The organism is Erythrobacter sp. JB1-4 (assembly GCF_057365025.1).
This window is the reverse complement of sequence record NZ_CP200292.1, coordinates 1934236-1956818: the sequence shown is the minus strand read 5'-3', so window position 1 is coordinate 1956818 and position 22583 is coordinate 1934236. Positions and strand designations below refer to the sequence as shown.

Here is a 22583-nt window from a genome sequence, read left to right as displayed (position 1 = left end):
AATGGTCGCTGACGAGCCCACCTTTGCCCGGCTGATGACGGCAGCACAGGACGGCGATAAAGCCGCTACCAATGTGCTTTTGTCTGAGGCCGGGCTTTGGCTTGAGCGGTATTTCAGGCGGCGCATTCCTCCGCATTCCATCGATGATCTGGTGCAAGATGTGCTGATTGCCTTTTACACCAAGAGGGCAACCTGGGACCCGTCCCGCCCGTTTCTGCCATGGCTTGCAGCCATTGCGCGCTATCGCTGGGTCGATCATTTGCGCAAGGTCTACAAGCATGAAGCGCAAGAGCTCATGGACGACGATGGGACGCAGGAAAGCGACGAGGAAGTCGTTATGGCAAGAGTAAGCCTTGATCGGCTATTCGGGCAATTGCCAACACGTCAGGCAGAGGTCATTGAGATGGTCAAAATCTCAGGGCTCTCAATCAGGGAGGCCGCCGAAAAAACCGGGCAAAGCGAAAGCCTTGTCAAAGTGAATATCCACCGTGGCTTGAAGAAGCTCGCCACGTTGGTTGAGAAAGCTGAATAGTATGGAAAAGTTTGAAAACCGCGATGATCTGATCGCAGCCCTGACAGAAGATATCACTCCGGTGAAGCCCGTTCGCCCGCGCGATGGGCTCGGTCTGATCGCCTTTGCCACCATTGCAGCTGGGCTCGCGTGTATCGTCATATTCGGCTTTTGGAGCGGTATGATCGATGGCCGCGCCTCGCCCTTCTTCTGGATCAGCAATCTCTTGCTGGCGGTTGTGGGTGCCTCAAGTGCCACGGCGCTTGTCTCGACCGTATCGCCGCGCGTCGGAGCACAGAGTTCTGCGCCTGCATGGAGCACGGCGATGTTGGCCGCGCTTCCTGTTGCGGCATTCATCGGCTTGATGTCTGTCGAAGCAGGGCACGATCATGGCCTTAGCCTTAATGATCCTGGCCTCCTTTATTGGGAATGTGCAGCCTATGGTCTTGGTGCAAGTTCGCTGATCGCGGTCGCCTCAATCCTGTTCCTGCGGCGCGGGGCTCCGGTTTCGCTAAATCGTGCAGGTTGGCTGATTGGTTTGACAAGCGGTTCGCTTGGCGCACTTGCCTATAACCTCACTTGCCCTCTGGACTCACTGCCCCACGTCGGATTTTCCCACGTTGCGCCGGTCTTCTTAGCAGCGGTCTTCTGGCGCTATGCCGCGCCGCCGCTTATCCGCTGGTAAGCACTCACAATTAGACGCAATTTGAAGGGGCGATGCAGTGTCGCCCCTTTTTACTGTCATTGCCCCTTCATGATTCCGGGCCTATATGACGCTCATGTCTGTTAGACCTTGGCGCGATATCGATAGGCGGGAATGCCGTCAGATCATGGTGGGCGATGTGCCCGTTGGTGGCGGGGCTCCGATCACCGTACAAACCATGACCAACACCCCCACCGAAGATGCGGTGGCAACGCTTGACCAGATCAGGCGGTGTGAGGAGGTGGGCTGCGATATCATCCGCGTCTCGTGCCCGACCGAGGAATCGACCAAGTCCTTCGCGAAAATTACCAAGGCGGCGCGTATTCCGATCGTGGCGGACATTCACTTCCACTACAAACGCGCGCTTGAAGCCGCCGATGCGGGCGCTGCGTGTTTGCGGATCAATCCGGGCAATATCGGCTCATCCGACCGTGTTGCCGAAGTGGTGCGCGCGGCGAAAGCTAATGGCTGTGCAATTCGCATTGGGGTGAACGCGGGGTCACTCGAAAAGGACCTGCTTGAGAAATACGGTGAGCCTTGCCCAGAGGCGCTGATCGAAAGCGCGCTTGATCACATCAAGCTTCTGCAAGATCACGACTTCCACGAGTTTAAGGTCGCGGTGAAGGCATCAGACGTATTCCTCGCGGTCGCGGCCTATCACGGCCTTGCCGAAGCGGTCGATTGCCCTCTTCACCTTGGCATCACCGAGGCAGGCGGCCTCATCGGCGGAACCGTAAAAAGCTCCATCGGCATGGGCTCTCTGCTCTGGGCTGGCATTGGCGACACCATTCGCGTCTCGCTGTCGGCTGAGCCTGAGGAAGAGGTCAAAGTCGGCTATGAGATGCTCAAGTCTTTGGGCCTTAGAACCCGCGGCGTTCGTGTGGTCTCGTGCCCCTCCTGCTCACGCCAAGGCTTTGACGTGATCCGCACGGTTGAGACACTCGAAAAACGCCTTGAGCATATCAAAACGCCTATGAGCCTCTCGGTGCTTGGCTGCGTGGTCAATGGACCGGGCGAGGCGCGCGAGACCGACATTGGCCTTACCGGCGGAGGCAATGGCAAGCACATGGTCTACCTCTCCGGCGTCAAAGCGCACGCGATTGAGGATGAAGACATGCTCAGCCACATCGTGAAACTGGTCGAAGACAAGGCGGCCGCGATTGAAGCAGGCGAAGCGACCGCGTTTGATCCGCACGCGGCGGAAGCGGCTGAATGATTAAGGCGATATTGTCGGGCATCCTTGCAGGGGTCCTAGTGATTGGCGGCGTCGCCTTTGCCAAGGGCGATGGCGACCATTCGCACGACTATCCCGAAGCAAAGCTCTATGATGTGAGCGAAGACGCAATGGGTGACGTTGACGCTGCCCTTGCCAGAGCCGCCGAAAATGACAAACGCGTCCTCATCGCCTTTGGCGCCAACTGGTGCCACGACAGCCGCGCTTTTGCTGGTTGGACTGAGAGTGAACACATCGGTGGCCTGATCGAAGAGCGCTATGAGCTTGTCTTCGTCAATGTCGGCATGCCGCAAACGGGGGATTGGCATAACAAGAATGTGCTCGGGCGCTTCGGTATCGAGGCTCAGGAAGGCACACCGCTTGTTCTAGTGCTCACGGCGCAAGGCGAAGTGCTGAACGCCGACACCGCCCAAAGCTGGCGCAACACCGCCAGCCGCAGCGAGGATGAAATTTACGAAGAGCTGGGGATGCTGGCTGATAAGAGCGCCTAATTGCGCTTGGTGCGAATTATTGCTACCAAGTAGCAATGGGCAAAGCTGAAAAAATCTCGATCTCGCTGACCGGCGAACTCCTCGAAGAAGTGCAAAGCGCGGTGGCGTCGGGCAATTACGCCTCCACCAGCGAAGTCGTGCGCGAGGCCTTGCGCGAATGGAAAGATCAAAAGGCACGCAAAGCCGCCGCGATTGAGGAATTGCGCAGGCTGGTCGCAGAAGGGGATGCGAGCGGGTATCAGCCTTACAACGGTGTAGAGGAACTCATTGCACGCAAGATGGCGCAATCGGCTGATTAGAAATGGGTGCGCAAATCGAATGGTCGATGGCCACTGAGCGCGATCTCGAAGACATTTGGGACACGGTTGCGGCCCATGATCGCAGCGCGGCCTCCCGGATTGTCCGGTCGCTTGGTCAGTCTATCGACCTGCTTGCAGTAACGCCGCTAATGGGCAGGACAAGGCCGGAAATCGGGCCTGACCTGCGCTCCATGGCGCGCGAAAGGCATATCCTGCTTTACCGATATTTCGATCAAAAACAGCGGGTCGAGATTGTCCGCATCATTCATGAACGCCGTAACCTGACCGCACTCTTCGATTAACCCATGCTCCACGTCGTCCACCACCCCGATTACATGGCCCCTCGCCCTGAGCGCGGCACGTTCAAGTTCGACAAGTATTACCTCGTGATGGAGGAGCTGCGCGAATCTGGCGCTGCCATCACCGAGCACGCCCCGGACCCTTGTCCAAGGCAATGGCTCGAGGCGGTGCATGATCCTGAATATGTCGACGAGGTCTTTCGCGCAGAGGTCCCTCACGTCAAAGAACGCCGTATCGGCTTTCCAGTGACAGAGGCCATCCGTGACCGTGTCCGCCACACCAATGGCGGAACGTGGCTGGCGGCGCAGTTGGCGATGCAGCACGGCTACGCGGCGAACAGCGCCGCAGGTAGCCACCACGCGCTTGCCGAAACAGGCGCAGGGTATTGCGTATTCAATGATCTCGCCGTCGCCTCGAACCGCCTTATCGCTGAAGGTGATGCCGCGCGGATCGCCATCATCGATCTCGATGTGCACCAGGGCGATGGCACCGCCTCGCTCACCGCCGGGCGCGAAGATATTGCAACGCTATCCGTCCACGCCGAGAAGAACTTCCCGGTGCGCAAGGCCCGGTCAAACATAGATATCGGCCTGCCCGATGGGACCAATGACGCCGCTTATATGACGGTTCTCGAAAACCACATTCCCAAGCTCTTGGACGGTTTCAAACCTGATTTCATCTTCTACCAGGCGGGCGTTGATCCCCATAAGGACGACAAGCTTGGCCGCCTAGGGCTGACCGATGATGGCCTCGTCCAACGCGACCAATACATTGTAAGCGAAGCGCGCAAACGCAGCCTTCCCATCGCCTCAGCGCTGGGCGGCGGCTATGGCGATGATCAACGCGCAGTCGCCGCGCGCCACGCTCGCTCGATGATCGCAATGGCCCAAGAGAACGCGAAGTTTAGAGCGCCTTAAACCTTTCGCCTTAAGCCGTCTGACCATGATTGGACGTTATCTCGCTCTTGTCGCTTGTGTATGCCTGTTTGCAGCGCTTGTTGCAGGGGGCTCTAATGCGGGCTCTGAAAAAGGCGGTGATTGGGTGCCGCGCAGTTCGGTCGCGCAAACTTCCACCACAGCCGCCAATGAGGACTGGTATTCCGGAACACACACGCTCTCTCGCGAATATGACGGGCATTTCTATGCCAACACCAATGTGAACGGCGCGAGCCTTCGTATGCTGGTGGACACCGGGGCAAGCGTTATCGCGCTCACCGGATCAGACGCGCGGGCCGCTGGAATGCACTGGGACCAAAGCGAGGTTCGCCCAGTCGCGCGCGGGGCGAGTGGCACGGTTTACGGGGTCGTTCGTCAAATCGATGTGGTGGATGTCGGCGGCTTCACGCGCCGAAATGTGCGCGCAATGATCGTTCCTGAAGGTCTCGATATCTCGCTTCTGGGTCAGTCCTATCTTGGCCAAATCGGTTCGGTCAAAATCGAGGGCAACCAGATGGTCCTTTCAGGTGCTTGATATCCGCCTACTTCATTGACAGCGGGAAGTAGATATCGATGTAATCGGTGAGATAATCGCACCATTCAAATTCGCGCAGGCGATAATATGAGCGGTTCTGCGTCACCTCAAAACGCCAAGTCTTGGTCACATTGCAGGCCCTCTCTTTATCGGGGGCCCCAAGAATTTTGATTGTGCCCTCAAAGATGAAGTAATCCTCACCAATCTCCTTGATGAAGCCTTCCAAATCCATGAACCCGTCCTCGCCGCCGTTTTGTCCGCCAAGCAGCAGCCAATGCCCGCTTTGCGCCACCGCCACCCAGACAGTGCCGCGCTTTTCCCAGCCGATCCACTGAAGCGTCACCCCCTCATTGTGCATCAACCTATCGGCACCCTTTTGGTCGAGGATGCGGGGAAGCGCCTTTGGAATTTCGGCGGTTTCCACAACGATCACATCGGGCAGATCCCCCTCGCTGCTTCTCACGATTTTAAGGCCCGTCAAAGCGGGCGCTTCGAGGGCGAGCGGATCCTCAACCGCAGGCGGCTCTTGTTGAGCCTGCACCGCCGTGCCTGCTCCCAACGTCCAAAAACCCGCGAAAAGCGTAATTAGGCATGATAGACGAGGCATAACTGATCTCTTCCCTGATTCGCGAGACATCATACACCCTTAGATCCCAAAGGATGAACCACTCCCATGAGCACTGGCCCCATGAATTCTCACGAAACCGATTATCTTGTCGTTGGCGCCGGCGCTGTGGGCATGGCTTTTGTCGATACTTTGCTGGACGAAGATCTCGACTGCCACATCACTATCATCGACAAGCACGCGCGGCCCGGTGGCCACTGGAATGACGCGTATTCCTTCGTAACCTTGCACCAGCCAAGCGCGACTTACGGTGTGAATTCTGCGGAGATGTGTCCTGACCGCGTCGACACTGACGGACACAACAAGGGGCTGTATCCGCTCGCCAAGCACGAGGAAATCCTCGCCTATTACAGCAAGCTGATGAGCGAGCGCTTTGTGCCCTCCGGGCGCGTGACATATCTCCCGCTGACCGACTACAAAGGCGGCGGTGATGGCAAACACGAGGCCCGCAGCATTCTCTCAGGTGAAGAGCATTCTTTCCAAGTGCGCCGCAAGCTAGTCGATGGGACTTGGTTCAAAACCAGTGTGCCAGCAACGCATACGCCCGGTTTTGACATCGCTGAGGGCACCCGCTTTGCGATCCCCGGCGACCTGCCAAAGCTATGGATGGACACCGACAATCTGCCGCAGCATTACTGTGTCATCGGCGGGGGTAAGACGGCGATGGATACCGCCGTTTGGCTTCTTGAAGCAGGCGTTCCAGCCGACAAAATCGACTGGGTGCGCCCGCGTGACAGCTGGATGTTCAACCGCAAGCTCTTGCAACCAGCAAAACACCACCTCGAAGACCTCGTGCAGTTCCAAATTGATCTTGTCGAATGCGCCAATGGGTCTGAGACAGGCGATGAGATGTTCGCAAAGCTGGGCGAGCGCGGCACTATGCTTCGGATCGATGAGAATGTGACGCCTAAGATGTTCCATTTTGCTGTGATTTCTGAGGCCGAAGTCGCACTCCTCCAGCAGATCACCAAGGTACACCGCGAAAAGCGGGTCACCGCGCTTGAACCGGCCGCCATGCACTTTGGTGATGAGAGAGTGGAAATGCCCGAAGGCACGCTCTTCATCAATTGCACGGCGAGCGCGGTTCCGTTTGAGCAACGCGACCAGACGCGCAAGTTTTTCGACGGCGACACGATCACGCTGCAAATCGTTCAAGCGCCATTTGTACCTTACAGCGCAGCTTTGGCGGCATTCATTGAGGCGAATTTCGAGACCGATGAGGAGAAAAACAACCTTGCGCCGCCAGCGCCTCTGACTGACAGCACCGACACTTATCCTTACGCGATGATGGCAAACCTCATGAGCACTGCGATCCTGTCAGGCAATGAAAAGACCAACGCTTTCAACGCGCGAAGCCGCCTGCATCCCACAGGGCCAGCGGTGGCAGAGATGATGGCGAAGGGTGATCCTCGTCTCGCGGCGCTCTCTCAGATTGGCCCCAAGATCCAATCCAATATGCCCGGTGTCATAAAATTGGGCATGGCGGCTAAGGCCATTCACGAAGCTGCATAAACGGCGCTATTTAGGGATTCACGGGAAGGTCATTATCCTCTACGTAAGAAGGCAAGTATGAACCGTCGCGATCTCTTGAAGGGCTCTTTGGCAACTGGCGCAGTGCTTGCCGGTTCTGCGACGCTGCCTGTCCTGCCGGCAAAACTCGCGGCCCAACCCCTTCCAGCTCAGGCCCGCACTGGCACCCCGCGCGACCGGGCGCTCTTCGATATCGCGAGCGAACAACTGGCCCGCGCTGGCGATGCGATTTGGCGCAAGGATATCGTCGGCATTTGCGATTATGGCGTCCACTCGGCGCGGCAACGGTTTTACCTCGTGAACATGCGGCTTGAAGAAGTGACCGCTTTCCATGTCAGCCACGGTTCGGGCTCTGACCGCAATCACGATGGCTGGCTCGATAGCTATTCCAACCGTGAGGGTTCCCATGCATCAAGCCGCGGCGCTTATGTGACTTGGGAGTGGTATCAGGGCAAATATGGCACTTCGGTGCGCCTTGGCGGTTTGGAAGCCTCCAATGAGGCCGCGCTTCGCCGCTATATCGTGATGCACCGCGCAGCCTATGCAGAGCCATCGCACTTACAGCGCTGGGGTAAGATGGGCCGCTCGCAAGGGTGCTTTGTGTTTGGCACGCAGGATTTCCGCGAGGTTTTGCTCAATCTCTCAGGCGGGCGTCTGCTCTACACCGACAGCTTGGGCCTTCAGGAAGACGGCGCAATGCTCAGCCGCGAGCAGCAATTGGCGCTAAGCCAGAGAAATGCAAACGGGCCGAATATGCAAATGCTGACGCCGGATAACCCTACGGCGATGCAAAGGCGCGTGCCGGGGACGTTTTGAGTAATGCGAACTGAGATTGTTTCCACTCCCGAAGCAATCGTGCGAGCGATGTTAGGTGGCGCCTGGATTGGCGGTCTCGTTGTTACCATCGCGCTTCTGGTACTTGGCGAAATATCGCTCGAATTGAGTGCGGTCTGGCGCGTCCTATTTTTGCCGTTCTTTATCGCCGTATTTAGCCTTGTCTTTGTAGCGCCTTGTACGCTCTTAGGAGGCGTCCCGACCGCGCTGATTGTTCGCGGCTGCAATCTGAATGGCTATCCAGCACTTGCGCTGTGTCTGCTTGGCGCGACAATCGCAACTGGAGCTTGGTACAGTTGGGCAGGTATAACAAGCTATGAGTTGAAGTGGCTTATTCCAATTCCCTTCGCCCTTGGCGCGGGATTTACTCTTTGGTGGCAGCTCACCCCGCCAGCGGGTTGTTCTCAATCACGATAACCTCATCATCGCTTTCACCCGAGCGATTTTGCACGCGCGGTTTGTCGAGGCTTGCGAGCACTGGTTTGTCGCGGCCGTAGATGTCTTTGAACTCGCGAAGGTTGCCGTCAATATCCACTCCAAAAGTGAAATAGGTGATATAGGCGTTCATCTTCTTCTCGATCATCACCTTGGTGTATTCACCGCTAGTGGCAATTCGAACGGCCTCTTCCTTGGTCGCGCCTTTGCCAAGGATCGCCATGGTAATCGCCAGCTCGAGCGCGCGCTCTGTCCGGATGCAGCCATGCGAAAGCGCGCGCATATTGTTGTTGAACAGATGACGCGAAGGCGTGTCGTGGAAGAAAATCGCGTGGCGATTGGGCATCTCCAGCTTCATCCGGCCCAGCGAATTGGTGGGCCCGGGCTGCTGGACAACACTGATCCAGCCGCTGTCGTGGCGGGTCGCCTTATAGCCCTTTGAGCGCGCCCACGCAGGGTTGTTCAGCACACGCTCGCCCAGACCCTCGCCTTTGACGATGGATTGGGGGACGGTCCAGGTGGGGTTGAACACCACGCCAGACACAACCTCCGCCAATTGCGGGGTCGCAGTGCGGCCCGGCTTGCCGACCACCGTGCGGTATGTGCTGATAATCTTATCAGCCACCGTCAGGCGCAGCTGAAATTCTGGCACATTGGTGATGAGATATTGGCTGCCCAAATCACGCGCGAGCCAGCGCCAACGGTCCATATTTGCACGGATGAGCTTGCGCTTGGCGGCTTCCTCTTGCGGGGTGGCCGCGAGTTCTGCGCGTAAAGCAGCGTAATCGGGATGGGTGGGGTGGAGACTTGCCAAAGTGCCTTTGACATCGCCCGTTTGCAGCGCTTCTGTTAAAAGATCGCGCGTGCGGAAGCGGTCGCGGTCTGGGTCCACCACGAACCACTGAACGCGTGCATCCATCGGGGTGCGCCCGTCTCGGATATCTTCGACAAGCCAAACAAAACTCTGCGATGCAAGCTTGTCGAGCGTCTCGGAGGGGCCTTGCGCCTGTAGCTCTTTGATGGCGGCCAAATTGTAATCGGCGGGGTCAAGGCCTTCTGCGCCAATCCCTTCGATGACTTCGACCAATGCGTTCAGATCATCGGGAAGCCAGTTTTGGACCATCGGACCCGGAGGCGCGAGGTCGCCTCCTTCAGCGCCTTGCACCAGAGGCTCTGATACCATCGCGGGAAAGGCTTCATCGAAACTCGCATCGCGTTCGACCTGCTCATCGGCCGAGCCTTGCGAGATCTTCAAAACCGCTGTCTTGCGCCAGAGGATTGTCAACCAGCGTATCTTGCGCAAAAGCGCCCGTCGCCAGAACCGAAGCTCCTGCCAAAAGACCTGCAAAAGTGCCTAACCGTTTGTGCATTTCATCCACCTAATACCGCTTGCCCGCCAAATTCTCGTCAAATGCGCGCAAGGTCAGCCCTAAAGTTGCCCCTTAAAGGTAAATATACCGCTTTTTCAGTGCTGCTATCAACCATAAGAGATGACGCGAGGCTGAATTTGCTCATAAAACTTGTGCGCGATGGTGGGTGACGCGGCGGCATGGGGGCAGTAGAGAGCGCGATATCATGAACCGCCCCGCTCCCTCCTCCCCGCTGCTGCCTTTCCTCGCAGCGCTTATGGGCGTGGGCTTTTTGTCGATCATGGACGCCTTTATGAAAGAGGCCGCGCTTGCGACCGGCACGTACACGGCGACCGTTTTGCGGTCATGCATTGGCCTTTTGATTATCGCGCCGTTCTGGCTGTGGAAGTGGACAGGTTGGCCCTCGCGCGCGGCATTGAAGCTGCATTTAGAGCGCGGGCTGATCAGCGCGTTGATGGCGCTTTCCTTCTTCTATTCGATCACCAAATTGCCTTTGGCCGAAGCGATTGCGATCAGCTTTATCGCGCCGCTCATCGCGCTTTATCTTGCGCGTGTTTTGCTGGGCGAAGTGATCCAGCCGGCAGCGATTTTCGCCAGTATTCTGGGCTTTGCAGGCACGATCATCATTGTGAGCGGCAAAATGGGACAGGGCGATTTCGACGACGATGCGATGTTGGGCATTGCCGCTGTTCTCTTCTCCGCTGTTCTGTATGCCTACAACTTCATCGTAATCCGCAAGCAATCGCAGGCCGCTGGGCCTATCGAAATTGCGACCTTCCACAGCGGGGTAGGCGCGGTGATCTTGGGAGTGTTCGCGCCGTTATTTGCAGGCCCCTTGGCAGGCGAGGCTGTAGTGCCCCTGATCGCTGCGGGCGCGCTGACGGTGATCGGCGCAATGGCGCTTGCCTGGGCCTATGCGCGGGCCGAGGCACAGGCGTTGGTGCCGATTGAATATTCAGGATTTTTGTGGGCGAGCGTTCTGGGCTGGCTGTTTTTCCAAGAGGCTGTGACGCTGCCGACACTTGCTGGGACGGGCCTGATCGTCACCGGATGCTGGCTCGCCACCCGGAAGGGCAAAACTAAGGAACCCTTGGCGCCCGAAACCATACCTTGAACAAAGGCACCCATTCGCCCAGATTATGGGGTGGGACAATTTCAAGGGATCAACGCATATGACAGCCACCGGTAAAGACAGCCTCTCGACGCGCTCTACTCTCGAAGTGGGCGGCAAATCATACGCTTATTATTCGCTCGCGAAAGCCGCTGAGCAGTTGGGCGATGTGTCAAAGTTGCCGATTTCGATGAAGGTGCTGCTAGAGAATATGCTGCGCTTTGAAGATGGCGGCTTTACGGTGGGCCGTGAGGATATTCAGGGCATCATCGACTGGCAGAACAATCCTGTCACCGGCAGCGAAATCCAATACCGGCCTGCGCGCGTGCTGCTCCAAGATTTCACCGGCGTCCCGTGCGTCGTCGATTTGGCGGCGATGCGCGATGCGATCAAAAAGCTAGGCGGAGACACGGCCAAGATCAATCCGCAGGTCCCCGTTGACCTTGTGATCGATCACTCGGTCATGGTCGATGAGTTTGGCCATCCCAAAGCGATGGAAGCCAATATGGCGCTCGAATATGAGCGCAATGCCGAGCGCTATGACTTCCTCAAATGGGGCGCGGAGAGCTTTGAAAACTTCTCAGCCGTCCCTCCCGGCACAGGCATCTGCCACCAGGTGAACCTTGAATATATCGGCCGCGGCGTGTGGTCGAGCGAGGATGCGAATGGGGAACTCGTCGCCTATCCTGACACATGTGTTGGAACCGACAGCCACACCACCATGATCAACGGGCTTGGCGTCCTTGGCTGGGGTGTTGGCGGGATTGAGGCGGAGGCCGCTATGCTCGGCCAGCCAATTTCGATGCTGGTGCCCGAAGTGGTCGGGTTCAAGCTAACGGGCAAGATGGCCGAAGGCGTCACCGCGACCGACCTAGTGCTCACCTGCGTCCAAATGCTGCGCGAAGTGGGCGTGGTGGGCCGCTTTGTTGAGTTTTACGGAGAGGGCGTCGCCAACCTCACCCTCGCTGACCGCGCGACGATCGCCAATATGGCTCCGGAATATGGCGCGACCTGCGGCTTCTTTGGGATCGACCACAAGACCATCGAATATATGCGCCTAACAGGCCGCTCTGAGGAGACAATCGCGCTGGTTGAAGCCTATGCCAAGGAGCAGGGCATGTGGTTCGATCCCGCCAATGAGCCGGTATTCTCAAATACGCTTGAGCTTGATGTGGGCGCAGTTGTCCCAAGCCTTGCCGGTCCCAAGCGCCCGCAAGACCGCGTGACGCTGCCCATGGTTGATGAGCTCTTCAATGAAGACCTCGCCAAGGTTTACTCCAAGAGCGAACCTGCGCGCGTGGACGTGGCCGATACCGATCACGACATTGGCGATGGCGACGTTGTAATCGCGGCAATCACCAGCTGCACCAACACCTCCAACCCCGATGTGCTTATCGCAGCGGGCCTCGTAGCGAAGAAAGCAAACGAGCGCGGTATGCGGCCAAAGCCTTGGGTGAAAACCTCGCTTGCGCCCGGAAGCCAAGTGGTGACCGACTACCTCGTCAAATCCGGGCTTCAGGATGACCTCGACGCAGTCGGCTTCGACCTTGTCGGCTATGGCTGCACGACCTGCATCGGCAATTCCGGCCCGCTTGCCCCTCCGATCAGCGAAGCGATTAATGGCAATGATATTGTGGCTGCCAGCGTCCTTTCAGGAAACCGCAATTTCGAAGGCCGCGTAAGCCCCGATGTGCGCGCGAACTTCTTGGCTTCGCCGCCATTGGTGGTCGCCTATGCGCTCAAAGGCACTGTGACCGAAGACATCACCGAAACACCGCTTGGCCAAGACCAAGATGGCAATGACGTGATGCTCGCCGACCTTTGGCCCTCCAACGCCGAAATCGCTGAGCACCGCGCGGCCAATATCGACCGCTCAATGTTCGTGGACCGCTACGCTAACGTCTTCGATGGCGATGAACATTGGCAGGCGATCACGGTTGAGCCTTCCGACACATATCAATGGCGCGCGGGCTCGACCTACATCGCCAATCCGCCTTACTTCGAAGGCATGGAAATGACGCCTGCGCCCATCACCGATATCGTGGATGCAAAGCCGCTCGCAATCCTCGGCGATAGCGTCACCACCGACCACATCTCTCCTGCTGGCTCCATCAAGGAAGACAGCCCCGCAGGCGCCTATCTCAAGAGCAACCAGATCGCGCGCAAGGACTTCAACTCCTATGGCTCGCGCCGCGGCAATCACGATGTGATGATGCGCGGCACCTTTGCCAATATCCGTATAAGAAACGAGATGGTCCCCGGCGTTGAGGGCGGCGAGACCACCTACAATGGCGAGCGCATGCCGATTTATGACGCGGCCATGCGTCACAAGGAAGATGGCACCGCGCTGATCGTGGTGGGCGGCAAGGAATATGGCACCGGCTCCAGCCGCGATTGGGCAGCCAAGGGCACGATCCTCTTGGGCGTTCGCGCTGTGATTGTCGAAAGCTACGAACGCATCCACCGCTCCAACCTTGTGGGAATGGGCGTGCTCCCGCTGCAATTCAAAGAGGGCGACACGCGCGAAACGCTCGCCCTTGATGCGGACACGACCTTCTCGATTAAAGGCCTTGCTGACTTGGAGCCGGGACAAGACGTGGAAGTCGAGGCGCGCCGCAGCGATGGTTCAACCTTCACTTTCACTGCACTTTGCCGTATAGATACTCAAAACGAGATGGAGTATTACCGCAATGGCGGCATTCTCCACTATGTTTTGAGAAAGCTCGCTTCGTAAAAGACGGACACTCGGTAATATGATCAGAAGCCTCTCTTTGTGTGCATTGGTATCGCTGGCACTTGCTGCCTGTGCGCCGACGGGGAATGAGGCTGAAGATGCTCCGACACAGGCCCCGTTTGGCTATGAATTTGCGCATCTCGACGCCCAGCATCATAACAAGCACAATAATACGCACAGCGTCGCATCAAGCCGTCATTAAACCAGCGTCTTTTGGACGCACGTCTTTCGGGCGCACATCTTTCGGGGGCACGTGGCATCCAAAGTGATGCTCTTTCAACTTACAATAGCCCTTAGAGCGACGGCACGAGCATAATTTGGTCGCGGCGGCAGCAGTGCTGGATGACAGTGCGCGAATCTGTAAGACAATATCGCTGCCAGCCTTGCGCCTGAAAAGCGCATTTGCGCAAGAAGGGCCAAATGGCGCACCATTGAAAGGCAAAGCTGCGCACCAACACAAAGACTACAGCGCGTCTCAACCACCAACACCCCCGCGCGGCTAAGGCCCTCAACTAAAGCAACAATCTATCACTGCTGGTCAATCGAACGGCTTTTCGGCGCCATGTTGCTCGTGGTTACCAGGTCGCCTCTTGTCGATCTGGGCTAGATTACAGCACCGCTTATCTATAGGCCTTACACATCAAAGCCCCAATATCGGAGGACCTCTCCCAATGCTATTGACGACAACATTTGCTGCAACGCTTGCCTTTTCTCTCCAATCGACACCGGTCGAAACGCAGGCTGCTGCGGCTGACGCGCAGGTTTCAGCGGAAGATGACAACAAGCGTGAATGCCGCCGGGTGGCCCTGATCGGCACTCGCATGAAGAAAAAGGTCTGTGCCACGCGCAAGGAGTGGCGCGAAATGGCTGAGCAATCGCGCTCAACCACCGAAGACATTCAACGCCGAGGGCAGGTCCCGGGCAGCGGCATCGGCGGCTGATCCGACCGCAAGGACCAGAACGTAAAGACCAGGGCGTAAAGACCCGCAAGAAATCTAAAAGGGCGGTCTTCCGATTGCGAAGGCCGCCTTTTTGCGTTTGAGCATCGCGCCCAGTGTTTAAGGTTGGCTTATGATTGAGCGCCCATGGTCACGGCGCTGGTGTTATTCTAGAGTGTCAATCCTCATCACTGAAGGGATTTGCAAATGCTCTTTTCTGCAACACTAGCCGCCACTGCTTTGCTTTGGGTCCAAGCCACGCCAGTAGTCACGCACGCGGTCACGCATGGGGTCTCGGACGTGGTCACGCACGGGGCTCCTCCACAGGCTGAAGCGGCTGAGGATGATAATGAACGCGTCTGCAAGCGGGTCGCGGTTATTGGCTCGCGTATGAAGAAGAAAGTGTGCGCGACACGGGGCGAATGGCGGGCTTTGGCCGAAGAGTCGCGCTACAAGGCCGCAAACCTTCAACGCCGCGGCCAAGTGCCCGGTGAATCCCCCGGAACCTAGCCGTAACGGCTGGGCGCTGCGTATTGGCATCGCGCTCACTCAGCACTTCGAATACAGTGAAAAAGGAATAAAAAAGGGCGGCTCCTGATTAAGGAAGCCGCCCTTTTGGTGTTGCCACCCCGGGTTGGGGTCTTTTCTAAACCGCTGCACCCTCATTGGTCTTGGCAGTCTTTGCACCGAACGCCCTGCGAGAGAGGATCGCGCCGGCTGCAAGGCCGAAGAGGATCATCATGGGCGGCGCTGGCACTTCATTGCCGCCGCTGCTGCTGCCACCGCTGCTTCCACCCGAGGTCGAAGAGCTGGTGCTGGACGATGATGAGCCAGAGGTAGAAGTCGATGTTGATGTCGTCGAGCCACCGGTGCTGGTTGACGTTGTCGAACCTGAGCTGCCGCTGGTTGATGTGCTTGTCGTGCTGCCGCCCGAAGTGCTCGTTGATGAGCCCGAGCTGCCCGAACTTCCACCTGAAGACGTGCTTGTTGCGCCGCCTGAGGTGCTGGAGCTGCTTGAGGACGAACCTGAGCTTGAAGACGAAGAACTTCCGCCAAAGCTGCTTGATCCGCCTGATGTGCTGCTGCCCGATGATCCAGAGCTACCGCCTGACGATGAGCTAGACGCGCCGCCTGAGGTGCTGCTGCTCGAAGAAGACGAGCCTGAGCTGGAAGACGAAGAGCTGCCGCCAAAGCTGCTTGAGCCACCCGAGCTGCTGCCTGATGAACCAGACGAACCGCTTGAGCTGCTTCCTGAGCTGCCCCCGGAACTACCATTGTCGCCGCCCGATGAAGAGCTGCTGCTGGAGGATGAGCCTGAGCTTGAGGATGACGAACTTCCGCCAAAGCTGCTCGAACCGCCAGAAGAACCGCTGCTCGATGACGAGGAGCCAGAGCTCGATGAAGATGAGCTGCCGCCAAAGCTGCTTGAGCCGCCTGAACTTGCGCCACCTGAGCTTGCGCCACCTGAGCTAGCACCGCCTGATGAAGACGAGGACGAGCTGGAAGATGAGCTTGACGACGAAGAGCTGGTCGAGCTGCTGAAGTTGCCGGAGCTGCCGCCGCTAGTGGCGCCGCCCGAACTTGCACCACCCGAAGAGGATGAGCTGCTCGACGACGAGGATGAACTCGATGAAGATGACGAGCTTGAGCCGCCAAAGCTGCTTGATCCACCGCCGGTGCTGCCACCGCTTGAGCCGCTACCGCCTGAGCCGCTACCGCCAGATGAGCTCGAAGACGAGCTTGAGCTGCTGCTTGACGACGATGAGCTTGATGAAGACGAACCGCCGCCGGTGCTGGTGCTCGATACATTGCCAGACGTGCTGGAGATGTTGCCAGAGGTCGAGGTCGAAGTGCTGGACACGTTGCCCGATGTGCTCGAGGTGCTCGACACGTTGCCAGAGGTGCTCGACGTGCTCGACACGTTGCCAGAGGTGGTCGACGTGCTCGTGCTTGAGACATTGCCAGAGGTCGAGCTGGTCGTGCTGGATACATTGCCCGAGGTCGAACTCGTGCTCGATACGTTGCCAGACGTCGTGCTTGACGAAACGTTGCCCGAAGTGGTGCTCGACGAGACATTACCAGAGCTCGTGCTCGACGAGACATTGCCTGACGTGCTCGAGGACACATTACCCGATGTGCTTGAAGACACGTTGCCCGATGTGCTGCTTGAGACATTGCCAGAGGTGCTCGAGGAAATGTTACCCGAAGTCGTGCTTGATACATTGCCCGACGTCGTGGTCGTTGTCGTCGTGGTCGTGCTGCCGCTCGAACCTGCACCGCTAGAGCCGCTTGTGCTGGAAACATCGCCCGACGAGCTTGAACCGCCACCGCTGGTGCTGGTGCTACCGCCGCTGGTGCTGGTGCTGCCACCGCTCGTGCTGCCGCCGCTGGTGCTCGTGCTTGATGATACATCACCTGACGAACCGCCACCTGACGTGGTCGTGGTGGTTGTTACGTTGCCAGAGGAGATACCTCCGCCGCCGCCACCGCCGCCGCCAAAGAAGCCGCCGAAGAAGCCGCCGCCGAAACCACCGCCAAAGCCGGTGCCACCGCCAACTGCGATCGGGCCAGCAAAGCCGCCGCCGCCGCCACGAATAGGTGGCAAAGGTGGAAGAGGCGCAGGCGCATATGCGACCTGAGCGATTGGCGGGCATTCTACATCATCATAATATGTTTCAACGATATCGCCTGGGATCGGTGTGGTTCCGGCCACCACATCACGTCCACCAGAAGGGCCACCAAACGGACCGTAAGGGCCCGGCGCTGGAGCGCATTCAATCGTGCGCTCAACAATGCGGCGGCGACGATCAGGCTCAACCTGCGGAAGCGGTGGAAGTTCGCGGGCGCGATCCGTTTTTACGTAACGCGGCTCACCAAACCCTTGCGTCTTCACATAGCGCGGTTCGCCAATGGGCCGAGCCACGGGAAGCGCCTTGCTCTCCACCAGCTGTCCTTTCGCGTCAGACGCGAAGCGCGGCTGGTCGGTGTTCATCGGCTCGGCCATCCGAACCGCCCCACCTTGCAGAAGCGCAACTCCAGCGGCCGTTGCCGCGAGCTTAGCTGATATCATTTTGATCGACATAAAACCGAACCTTGCATGTCATGGCCGTGTGCAGCCGGTCTGCACATTCACCAATTTCCTATGCTCTGATGGGATTGAAATAAGGTTGACCGCAATGGGGTTAACCATGTCCAAGGCTCGTTCAGCGGGTCAAAGGGCGTAAAATCGGCGGTTTTCCGGTTCGCTGTCCCGTTTTGAGACCAAAAAGAGCGGCTTAGTTAGTCGTTTTCGTCGAAAAGGCCCGATTGATTAACCGAACTGGGAAGAATCGGTTTGGCCATTTCCAAGTGATTCCAAGCCGCATCATTAAGCATCCGGCCGCGTTCAGTGCGCGCAATCAGGCCCAGTTGGATGAGGTAAGGTTCGATCACTTCTTCGACGGTATCGCGTTGTTCTGCGAGGCCTGCTGTGAGGGCCGATGCGCCCACGGGTCCACCTTTGTAAGTGGTTGCAATCATGGTGAGATAGCGCCGGTCCATCGCATCCAATCCCAGCCGGTCGATCTCAAGCCGGGTGAGCGCATTGTCGGCGATTGCCTGTGTCACAGTGCTCTCACCTGCCACTTGCGCAAAATCGCGCACACGCCTCAGGAGGCGACCTGCCACACGGGGCGTCCCGCGGCTTCGCCTGGCGATCTCACGCGCGCCTGCGGGGTCTATGTTGAGGCCCAGGAGGTTAGCCGCGCGGGTAACCACAAGGTCGAGCTCATCATGGGTGTAGAATTGCAGACGCACAGGGATGCCGAAACGGTCTCTTAGAGGCGTTGTAAGAAGGCCCTGCCGGGTGGTGGCCCCGATCAGCGTAAAGGGCGGCAAGTCGATGCGAACGCTGCGCGCCGATGGCCCCTCGCCGATGATAATATCAAGCGCGCGGTCTTCCATTGCGGGATAGAGAACTTCCTCCACCACCGGGTTCAATCGGTGGATCTCATCAATGAACAAGACATCATGCGGTTCAAGGTTTGTGAGGAGTGCTGCAAGGTCGCCTGCCTTGGCAATGACGGGTCCAGATGTTGCTCTGAAACCCACACCCAGTTCGCTTGCAACTATTTGAGCAAGCGTGGTTTTTCCCAGCCCCGGCGGGCCGTGGAACAAGGTGTGATCCATGGCTTCACCGCGAGCTTTAGCGCTGGCGATGAACACCGAGAGGTTATCCTTGGCTCCCTCCTGACCGATGAATTCGGCAAGGCGCTTAGGGCGTAGGGCTGTGTCCGGATCGCCGGGTTGATTCTCGCCTGAGTGGATGGGTGGGGCGGTGTCAGTCATCCCACTTGCCCCTCTTTCCAAGGGATTGGGTTTTGACTTCTACGAAACTGCTCACGGTCGCGGATACGGTCATGCTCGATTATCCACCTAATGTCTTCAAGACGCCGTTTCCGGTCCTCGTTTAGCTGCCCCCATTCAATTAGCCACGCCTCAATCTGATCCGGGTCAGGCCTTTCTTTGCCTTTGCTTAACTCGCGATAACCCGCCATTGCGTCATTCCCAAGATCGACCGGCGCATATGAACCACCGAGGATCGACCAACTCAAGTCAATGAGTGTAAACCGCACGAAGTCGGATGTTACCGCCTGGATCTCAGTTTCTGAAACACCTAGCTCGCGCAGGTACTTCTCCGTTTCGAGTACCAATTCGTAGTTCCAGGCCTCATTTGATATCCAACGCCCTGTCCTTGAGCTTGTAGCGATACCAGCCTTAGCCTGAATGATAGCAAATGACTTAAGTTTGCTCTTGATCTCCTCCACCTGACTTACATCAAGATCGAGCTTAGCCTTCAGGGGCCCAAACGAGACCTCGACGAATGACTCTAGTTTGTCAGCGAACGCGACAATAAGCACAGCGCAAATGAACACTATCGAGGCAGAAAGATTTATCCATGCCAGAGCTGTCGCGCTGGCAACGAATAATAGCTTGAACATCCATCGAAATATGGATTTGGCCATCACCCAGCCGCCTTCTTCAGCGCCACGCGGATCAGGTCGCCCTCGCCAGCCCCCTCGCCCAATTCTTCCAGCGCCCGCGACACCGCTTGCGCCGCAATCGCAGGCTTAAACCCGAGGTTCTCCAGCGCGCTCATCGCATCGGCGCTTGCTCCGCCTTTGGGAGCCGCGCTTGACATCGCCACTCCGGCAACGCCGCCACCGGGCAACGCGCCTGCCTTGTCTTTAAGCTCATTGACGATCCGGCCTGCCAACTTTGGCCCGACCCCATTCGCGCGCGCCACGCTGGCCGCATCTCCGCCTGCGCAGGCATCTCGCAGTTCTCCGGTGGAGAGCGCGGAAAGGATTGCGAGGCCCACTTTGGAGCCCACGCCTTGAACCTGTGTCAAAAGGCGGAACCAATCGCGCTCTGCACTTTCGGCAAAGCCGAGGAGGCGCATGTCGTTCTCCGACACCTGCATATCGGTGTGGATGGTACAAGCCTCACCCACCTCTCCCAAAGCGCTCAGTGTGCGCGCGGAGCAATGGACGAGATAGCCCACCCCTTGCACATCAACGATGGCCCAATCCTCGCCAATGGAGTCCAGCCTGCCCGATAGCTTTGCAATCATGGTTTGTTCCTGCCCCAACTTAGCGCCTCGCGCCAGAGGCCATCACAGTTTGTCCGCAAGAGCGCCATACGGCCCGAAGGGTCGCAAGGGCGACCGCCCGCCCCCTTCGGCTGGCTGGCAAGCCAGCCGCTCAGGATAAACTACGCGGGGGCAGCTTGCCTGCCCGTCTAGCGAGGACGCCCGCCCGGATGGGTGGGCGCAAAAGCAAGATAGGCCGCATTTGAAACTCTCGACAAACAAGGCGCACCCGTTATTGGCTCTTGTCCATGAGTTACAACACCTTCGGGCGGGTCTTCCGCTTTACCACTTGGGGCGAAAGCCACGGGCCGGCACTCGGCGCGGTTATTGATGGGTGCCCGCCGGGTATCCCTTTGACCGAGACCGATATTCAGCCCTTTTTGGACGCGCGCCGTCCGGGGCAAAGCAAGTATACGACGCAGCGCCAAGAGGCCGATCAGGTGCGCATTCTCTCCGGCGTATTCGCAAATGCGGACGGGGTTCAGGTCACCACCGGCACACCGATCCATCTGATGATCGAAAACACCGATCAGCGCTCCAAAGACTATTCCGAGATCGCCAAGAGCTATCGCCCGGGGCACGCGGACTACACCTATGACGCCAAATACGGCATTCGCGACTACCGAGGCGGCGGGCGGTCAAGCGCGCGGGAAACAGCGGCGCGGGTCGCGGCTGGCGCAGTCGCACGCAAAGTCATCCCCGAGGTCACACTCAAAGCTTTCGTGTGCGAAATCGGCGGCGACAAAATTGAGCGCGATGCCATTATGATGGACAACGTGGACAAGAACCCCTTCTTCTGCCCCGACAGCTGGGCGGCGCAGCGGTGGGAAGAACTGGTCGATAATGCACGGAAAAACGGCTCATCGTTGGGCGCAGTTGTTGAGTGCGTCGCTGAGGGTGTGCCAGCGGGATGGGGCGCGCCGATCTACGCCAAATTGGACAGCGAGCTTGCAAGCGCCATGATGACCATCAACGCGACCAAGGGCGTGGAGATTGGTGACGGCTTTGAAGCCGCGCGCCTTACCGGTGAACAAAACGCCGATGCGATGCGGCCCGGAGAAGACGGCAAGCCCGTCTATGCCAGCAACCACGCAGGCGGCACCGCTGGAGGCATCTCAACCGGACAACCCGTGGTGTGCCGCGTGGCGTTTAAGCCCACCTCCTCAATCCTCACCCCGGTGGACTCGATCAACTCAGATGGCGAGGCAACCCAGGTGCGCACTAAAGGGCGCCATGACCCCTGCGTAGGCATCCGAGGCGCTCCGGTGGTCGAGGCGATGATGGCGCTGGTGCTGGCGGATCAAAAGCTGCTTCACCGCGCACAGATGGGAGGCGCATAATGGACGCAAAATCCATACCCGACCCGCGCAAATTGGCGCGCGAGCTTGCCGCTTACCGCACCCCTGGCGTTGCCCGCAGCATTTGGGAAGTGGCCTCCACTTTCCTGCCATTTGCCGGCCTAATGACCATCATGCTGTTCGCGGTCGAAGCGGGGTATTATGCCGCTTTCGTGCTGACACCGCTTGCTGGAATGCTTTTGCTGCGCCTGTTTATTATCCAGCATGATTGCAGCCACGGATCCTTCTTCAAAAGCAAGGCAACCAACAAATGGCTGGGCCGGACGCTAGGCGTTTTGACGCTTACGCCCTATGATTGCTGGCAGCGCAGTCACGAGCTGCACCATGCGAGCACGGGCAATCTGGACGCGCGCGGATTTGGCGATGTGGACACTTTGACGGTGCGCGAATACCGCGCCAAGGGGCGCTTGGGCCGGGCGTGGTATCGCCTTTATCGCCATCCGCTGTTCCTGATGGGTTTTGGGCCTGCCTACCTTTTCCTCTTGCGCCACCGTTTGCCCATCGGCCTGATGAAAGCGGGCTGGATTTATTGGATCAGCGCGCTTTTGACCAATGCCGTGACTGGCGGGCTCTTGGTGGTGCTTGGCCTGCTATTTGGCGCATCGGTCACCGCGATGGTCTTCTTGCCCGTTCTGCTAACGGCGGCGTCTGTCGGGGTGTGGCTGTTCTATGTCCAGCACCAGTTTGAAGACACCTCCTGGGACAAGCGCGAGGATTGGTCCTATCACGCCTCTGCATTGGAGAGCAGTTCCTACCTCCATCTGCCAGCGGTCATGAACTGGTTCACCGGCAACATTTCGATCCACCATGTCCACCATCTGGTGAGCCGTATTCCCTTCTATCGCCTGCCCGCTGCGTTAAAGGCGCACCCTGAACTTGCCGACTATAACCGCGTCGGCATGCGCGACGCCTTTGGCACAATGTGGCTGGCGCTATGGGATGAAGATGCCCGCAAGCTTGTCACTTTTCGCGAGGCGAAGCGCTCCATTGCTTAAGGGCGATCAGGGGAGC

The 22583-nt window shown here is 58.2% G+C and carries 24 protein-coding genes; 18 read left to right on the top strand and 6 right to left on the bottom strand.

Annotation, left to right across the window (positions count from 1 at the left end; all coding sequences use genetic code 11):
- The first annotated feature begins 1 nt into the window (after position 1).
- The 8 genes from AC0V61_RS09185 (at position 2) to AC0V61_RS09150 (ending at position 5008) form a co-directional block, all read left to right on the top strand.
- Entirely contained in the window at positions 2–532 is a 531-nt protein-coding gene (locus AC0V61_RS09185) for a sigma-70 family RNA polymerase sigma factor (protein WP_486156947.1), read from the top strand.
- A gap of 1 nt (position 533) precedes the next feature.
- Positions 534–1196 (top strand): NrsF family protein, encoded by a 663-nt coding sequence (locus AC0V61_RS09180; protein ID WP_486156946.1) that lies wholly within the window; start codon positions 534–536, stop codon positions 1194–1196.
- 94 nt (positions 1197–1290) lie between these two features.
- A complete protein-coding gene (ispG, locus tag AC0V61_RS09175; RefSeq protein WP_486156945.1) occupies positions 1291–2430 on the top strand; it encodes a flavodoxin-dependent (E)-4-hydroxy-3-methylbut-2-enyl-diphosphate synthase in 1140 nt (379 codons plus the stop codon).
- Positions 2427–2939 carry a thioredoxin family protein gene (locus AC0V61_RS09170; RefSeq protein WP_486156944.1) on the top strand — a complete coding sequence of 171 codons (513 nt, stop codon included), beginning with the start codon at positions 2427–2429 and terminating at the stop codon, positions 2937–2939. The genes ispG and AC0V61_RS09170 overlap by 4 nt, the downstream gene beginning before the upstream one ends.
- Before the next feature lie 35 nt (positions 2940–2974).
- Complete coding sequence (locus tag AC0V61_RS09165; protein ID WP_486156943.1) at positions 2975–3238, top strand: type II toxin-antitoxin system ParD family antitoxin; 264 nt, start codon at positions 2975–2977, stop codon at positions 3236–3238.
- Between the two features lie 2 nt (positions 3239–3240).
- Entirely contained in the window at positions 3241–3540 is a 300-nt protein-coding gene (locus tag AC0V61_RS09160; protein WP_486156942.1) for a type II toxin-antitoxin system RelE/ParE family toxin, read from the top strand.
- Positions 3541–3543: 3 nt separating this feature from the next.
- Positions 3544–4455, top strand: a complete 912-nt coding sequence (locus AC0V61_RS09155; protein WP_486156941.1) for a histone deacetylase family protein — start codon at positions 3544–3546, stop codon at positions 4453–4455.
- A 25-nt stretch (positions 4456–4480) separates the two neighbouring features.
- Positions 4481–5008: a retropepsin-like aspartic protease family protein gene (locus AC0V61_RS09150; RefSeq protein WP_486156940.1), complete on the top strand. Its 528-nt coding sequence runs from the start codon at positions 4481–4483 to the stop codon at positions 5006–5008.
- 7 nt (positions 5009–5015) lie between these two features.
- On the opposite strand, the gene AC0V61_RS09145 is transcribed toward AC0V61_RS09150, so the two are convergent.
- Positions 5016–5615: a hypothetical protein gene (locus tag AC0V61_RS09145; RefSeq protein WP_486156939.1), complete on the bottom strand. Its 600-nt coding sequence runs from the start codon at positions 5613–5615 to the stop codon at positions 5016–5018.
- Positions 5616–5681: 66 nt separating this feature from the next.
- Between AC0V61_RS09145 and AC0V61_RS09140 the strand changes: the two genes are divergently transcribed.
- From AC0V61_RS09140 to AC0V61_RS09130, 3 genes are read left to right on the top strand one after another with little or no spacing between them, the layout of a single operon-like run.
- Positions 5682–7145 (top strand): NAD(P)-binding protein, encoded by a 1464-nt coding sequence (locus AC0V61_RS09140; protein WP_486156938.1) that lies wholly within the window; start codon positions 5682–5684, stop codon positions 7143–7145.
- Between the two features lie 57 nt (positions 7146–7202).
- Positions 7203–7979, top strand: a complete 777-nt coding sequence (locus AC0V61_RS09135) for a murein L,D-transpeptidase catalytic domain-containing protein (RefSeq protein WP_486156937.1) — start codon at positions 7203–7205, stop codon at positions 7977–7979.
- A 3-nt stretch (positions 7980–7982) separates the two neighbouring features.
- Positions 7983–8414: a hypothetical protein gene (locus tag AC0V61_RS09130; protein WP_486156936.1), complete on the top strand. Its 432-nt coding sequence runs from the start codon at positions 7983–7985 to the stop codon at positions 8412–8414.
- Here the strand turns inward: AC0V61_RS09130 and AC0V61_RS09125 are convergent.
- Positions 8380–9687 (bottom strand): L,D-transpeptidase family protein, encoded by a 1308-nt coding sequence (locus AC0V61_RS09125; RefSeq protein ID WP_486156935.1) that lies wholly within the window; start codon positions 9685–9687, stop codon positions 8380–8382. The genes AC0V61_RS09130 and AC0V61_RS09125 overlap by 35 nt on opposite strands.
- Entirely contained in the window at positions 9659–9802 is a 144-nt protein-coding gene (locus AC0V61_RS09120; RefSeq protein ID WP_486156934.1) for a hypothetical protein, read from the bottom strand. Before AC0V61_RS09120 ends, AC0V61_RS09125 begins: the two co-directional genes overlap by 29 nt.
- Positions 9803–10007: 205 nt before the next feature.
- Between AC0V61_RS09120 and AC0V61_RS09115 the strand changes: the two genes are divergently transcribed.
- The 5 genes from AC0V61_RS09115 (at position 10008) to AC0V61_RS09095 (ending at position 17224) form a co-directional block, all read left to right on the top strand.
- Positions 10008–10916: a DMT family transporter gene (locus tag AC0V61_RS09115; RefSeq protein WP_486156933.1), complete on the top strand. Its 909-nt coding sequence runs from the start codon at positions 10008–10010 to the stop codon at positions 10914–10916.
- 58 nt (positions 10917–10974) lie between these two features.
- Entirely contained in the window at positions 10975–13647 is a 2673-nt protein-coding gene (acnA, locus tag AC0V61_RS09110; RefSeq protein WP_486156932.1) for an aconitate hydratase AcnA, read from the top strand.
- 671 nt (positions 13648–14318) lie between these two features.
- A complete protein-coding gene (locus AC0V61_RS09105; protein ID WP_486156931.1) occupies positions 14319–14588 on the top strand; it encodes a hypothetical protein in 270 nt (89 codons plus the stop codon).
- 204 nt (positions 14589–14792) lie between these two features.
- Positions 14793–15095 (top strand): hypothetical protein, encoded by a 303-nt coding sequence (locus AC0V61_RS09100; protein WP_486156930.1) that lies wholly within the window; start codon positions 14793–14795, stop codon positions 15093–15095.
- Positions 15096–15325: 230 nt separating this feature from the next.
- A complete protein-coding gene (locus tag AC0V61_RS09095; RefSeq protein WP_486156929.1) occupies positions 15326–17224 on the top strand; it encodes a hypothetical protein in 1899 nt (632 codons plus the stop codon).
- A 640-nt stretch (positions 17225–17864) separates the two neighbouring features.
- Here AC0V61_RS09095 and ruvB read toward each other — a convergent pair.
- From ruvB to ruvA, 3 genes are read right to left on the bottom strand one after another with little or no spacing between them, the layout of a single operon-like run.
- The gene (ruvB, locus tag AC0V61_RS09090) at positions 17865–18911 is read right to left on the bottom strand and encodes a Holliday junction branch migration DNA helicase RuvB (protein WP_486156928.1); all 1047 of its coding nucleotides are present in this window, start codon (positions 18909–18911) and stop codon (positions 17865–17867) included.
- Positions 18908–19588, bottom strand: a complete 681-nt coding sequence (locus tag AC0V61_RS09085) for a hypothetical protein (protein WP_486156927.1) — start codon at positions 19586–19588, stop codon at positions 18908–18910. Before AC0V61_RS09085 ends, ruvB begins: the two co-directional genes overlap by 4 nt.
- Entirely contained in the window at positions 19588–20196 is a 609-nt protein-coding gene (ruvA, locus tag AC0V61_RS09080) for a Holliday junction branch migration protein RuvA (RefSeq protein WP_486156926.1), read from the bottom strand. Before ruvA ends, AC0V61_RS09085 begins: the two co-directional genes overlap by 1 nt.
- 266 nt (positions 20197–20462) lie before the next feature.
- Here ruvA and aroC point away from each other — a divergent pair, with 266 nt between their 5' ends.
- Both aroC and AC0V61_RS09070 read left to right on the top strand, forming a co-directional pair.
- Positions 20463–21554, top strand: a complete 1092-nt coding sequence (gene aroC, locus AC0V61_RS09075; RefSeq protein ID WP_486156925.1) for a chorismate synthase — start codon at positions 20463–20465, stop codon at positions 21552–21554.
- Positions 21554–22567 (top strand): fatty acid desaturase, encoded by a 1014-nt coding sequence (locus tag AC0V61_RS09070; protein WP_486156924.1) that lies wholly within the window; start codon positions 21554–21556, stop codon positions 22565–22567. Before aroC ends, AC0V61_RS09070 begins: the two co-directional genes overlap by 1 nt.
- The last annotated feature ends 16 nt before the right edge of the window (positions 22568–22583 follow it).

Excerpts from the sequence above, each read along its gene's own strand:
- AC0V61_RS09185 (WP_486156947.1), top strand. The coding sequence starts at position 2 with ATGGTCGCTGACGAGCCCACCTTTGCCCGGCTGATGACGGCAGCACAG.
- AC0V61_RS09180 (WP_486156946.1), top strand. The coding sequence starts at position 534 with ATGGAAAAGTTTGAAAACCGCGATGATCTGATCGCAGCCCTGACAGAA.
- ispG (WP_486156945.1), top strand. The coding sequence starts at position 1,291 with ATGTCTGTTAGACCTTGGCGCGATATCGATAGGCGGGAATGCCGTCAG.
- AC0V61_RS09170 (WP_486156944.1), top strand. The coding sequence starts at position 2,427 with ATGATTAAGGCGATATTGTCGGGCATCCTTGCAGGGGTCCTAGTGATT.
- AC0V61_RS09165 (WP_486156943.1), top strand. The coding sequence starts at position 2,975 with ATGGGCAAAGCTGAAAAAATCTCGATCTCGCTGACCGGCGAACTCCTC.
- AC0V61_RS09160 (WP_486156942.1), top strand. The coding sequence starts at position 3,241 with ATGGGTGCGCAAATCGAATGGTCGATGGCCACTGAGCGCGATCTCGAA.
- AC0V61_RS09155 (WP_486156941.1), top strand. The coding sequence starts at position 3,544 with ATGCTCCACGTCGTCCACCACCCCGATTACATGGCCCCTCGCCCTGAG.
- AC0V61_RS09150 (WP_486156940.1), top strand. The coding sequence starts at position 4,481 with ATGATTGGACGTTATCTCGCTCTTGTCGCTTGTGTATGCCTGTTTGCA.
- AC0V61_RS09145 (WP_486156939.1), bottom strand. The coding sequence starts at position 5,615 with ATGCCTCGTCTATCATGCCTAATTACGCTTTTCGCGGGTTTTTGGACG.
- AC0V61_RS09140 (WP_486156938.1), top strand. The coding sequence starts at position 5,682 with ATGAGCACTGGCCCCATGAATTCTCACGAAACCGATTATCTTGTCGTT.
- AC0V61_RS09135 (WP_486156937.1), top strand. The coding sequence starts at position 7,203 with ATGAACCGTCGCGATCTCTTGAAGGGCTCTTTGGCAACTGGCGCAGTG.
- AC0V61_RS09130 (WP_486156936.1), top strand. The coding sequence starts at position 7,983 with ATGCGAACTGAGATTGTTTCCACTCCCGAAGCAATCGTGCGAGCGATG.
- AC0V61_RS09120 (WP_486156934.1), bottom strand. The coding sequence starts at position 9,802 with ATGCACAAACGGTTAGGCACTTTTGCAGGTCTTTTGGCAGGAGCTTCG.
- AC0V61_RS09115 (WP_486156933.1), top strand. The coding sequence starts at position 10,008 with ATGAACCGCCCCGCTCCCTCCTCCCCGCTGCTGCCTTTCCTCGCAGCG.
- acnA (WP_486156932.1), top strand. The coding sequence starts at position 10,975 with ATGACAGCCACCGGTAAAGACAGCCTCTCGACGCGCTCTACTCTCGAA.
- AC0V61_RS09105 (WP_486156931.1), top strand. The coding sequence starts at position 14,319 with ATGCTATTGACGACAACATTTGCTGCAACGCTTGCCTTTTCTCTCCAA.
- AC0V61_RS09100 (WP_486156930.1), top strand. The coding sequence starts at position 14,793 with ATGCTCTTTTCTGCAACACTAGCCGCCACTGCTTTGCTTTGGGTCCAA.
- AC0V61_RS09095 (WP_486156929.1), top strand. The coding sequence starts at position 15,326 with ATGGGCGGCGCTGGCACTTCATTGCCGCCGCTGCTGCTGCCACCGCTG.
- ruvB (WP_486156928.1), bottom strand. The coding sequence starts at position 18,911 with ATGACTGACACCGCCCCACCCATCCACTCAGGCGAGAATCAACCCGGC.
- AC0V61_RS09085 (WP_486156927.1), bottom strand. The coding sequence starts at position 19,588 with ATGGCCAAATCCATATTTCGATGGATGTTCAAGCTATTATTCGTTGCC.
- ruvA (WP_486156926.1), bottom strand. The coding sequence starts at position 20,196 with ATGATTGCAAAGCTATCGGGCAGGCTGGACTCCATTGGCGAGGATTGG.
- aroC (WP_486156925.1), top strand. The coding sequence starts at position 20,463 with ATGAGTTACAACACCTTCGGGCGGGTCTTCCGCTTTACCACTTGGGGC.
- AC0V61_RS09070 (WP_486156924.1), top strand. The coding sequence starts at position 21,554 with ATGGACGCAAAATCCATACCCGACCCGCGCAAATTGGCGCGCGAGCTT.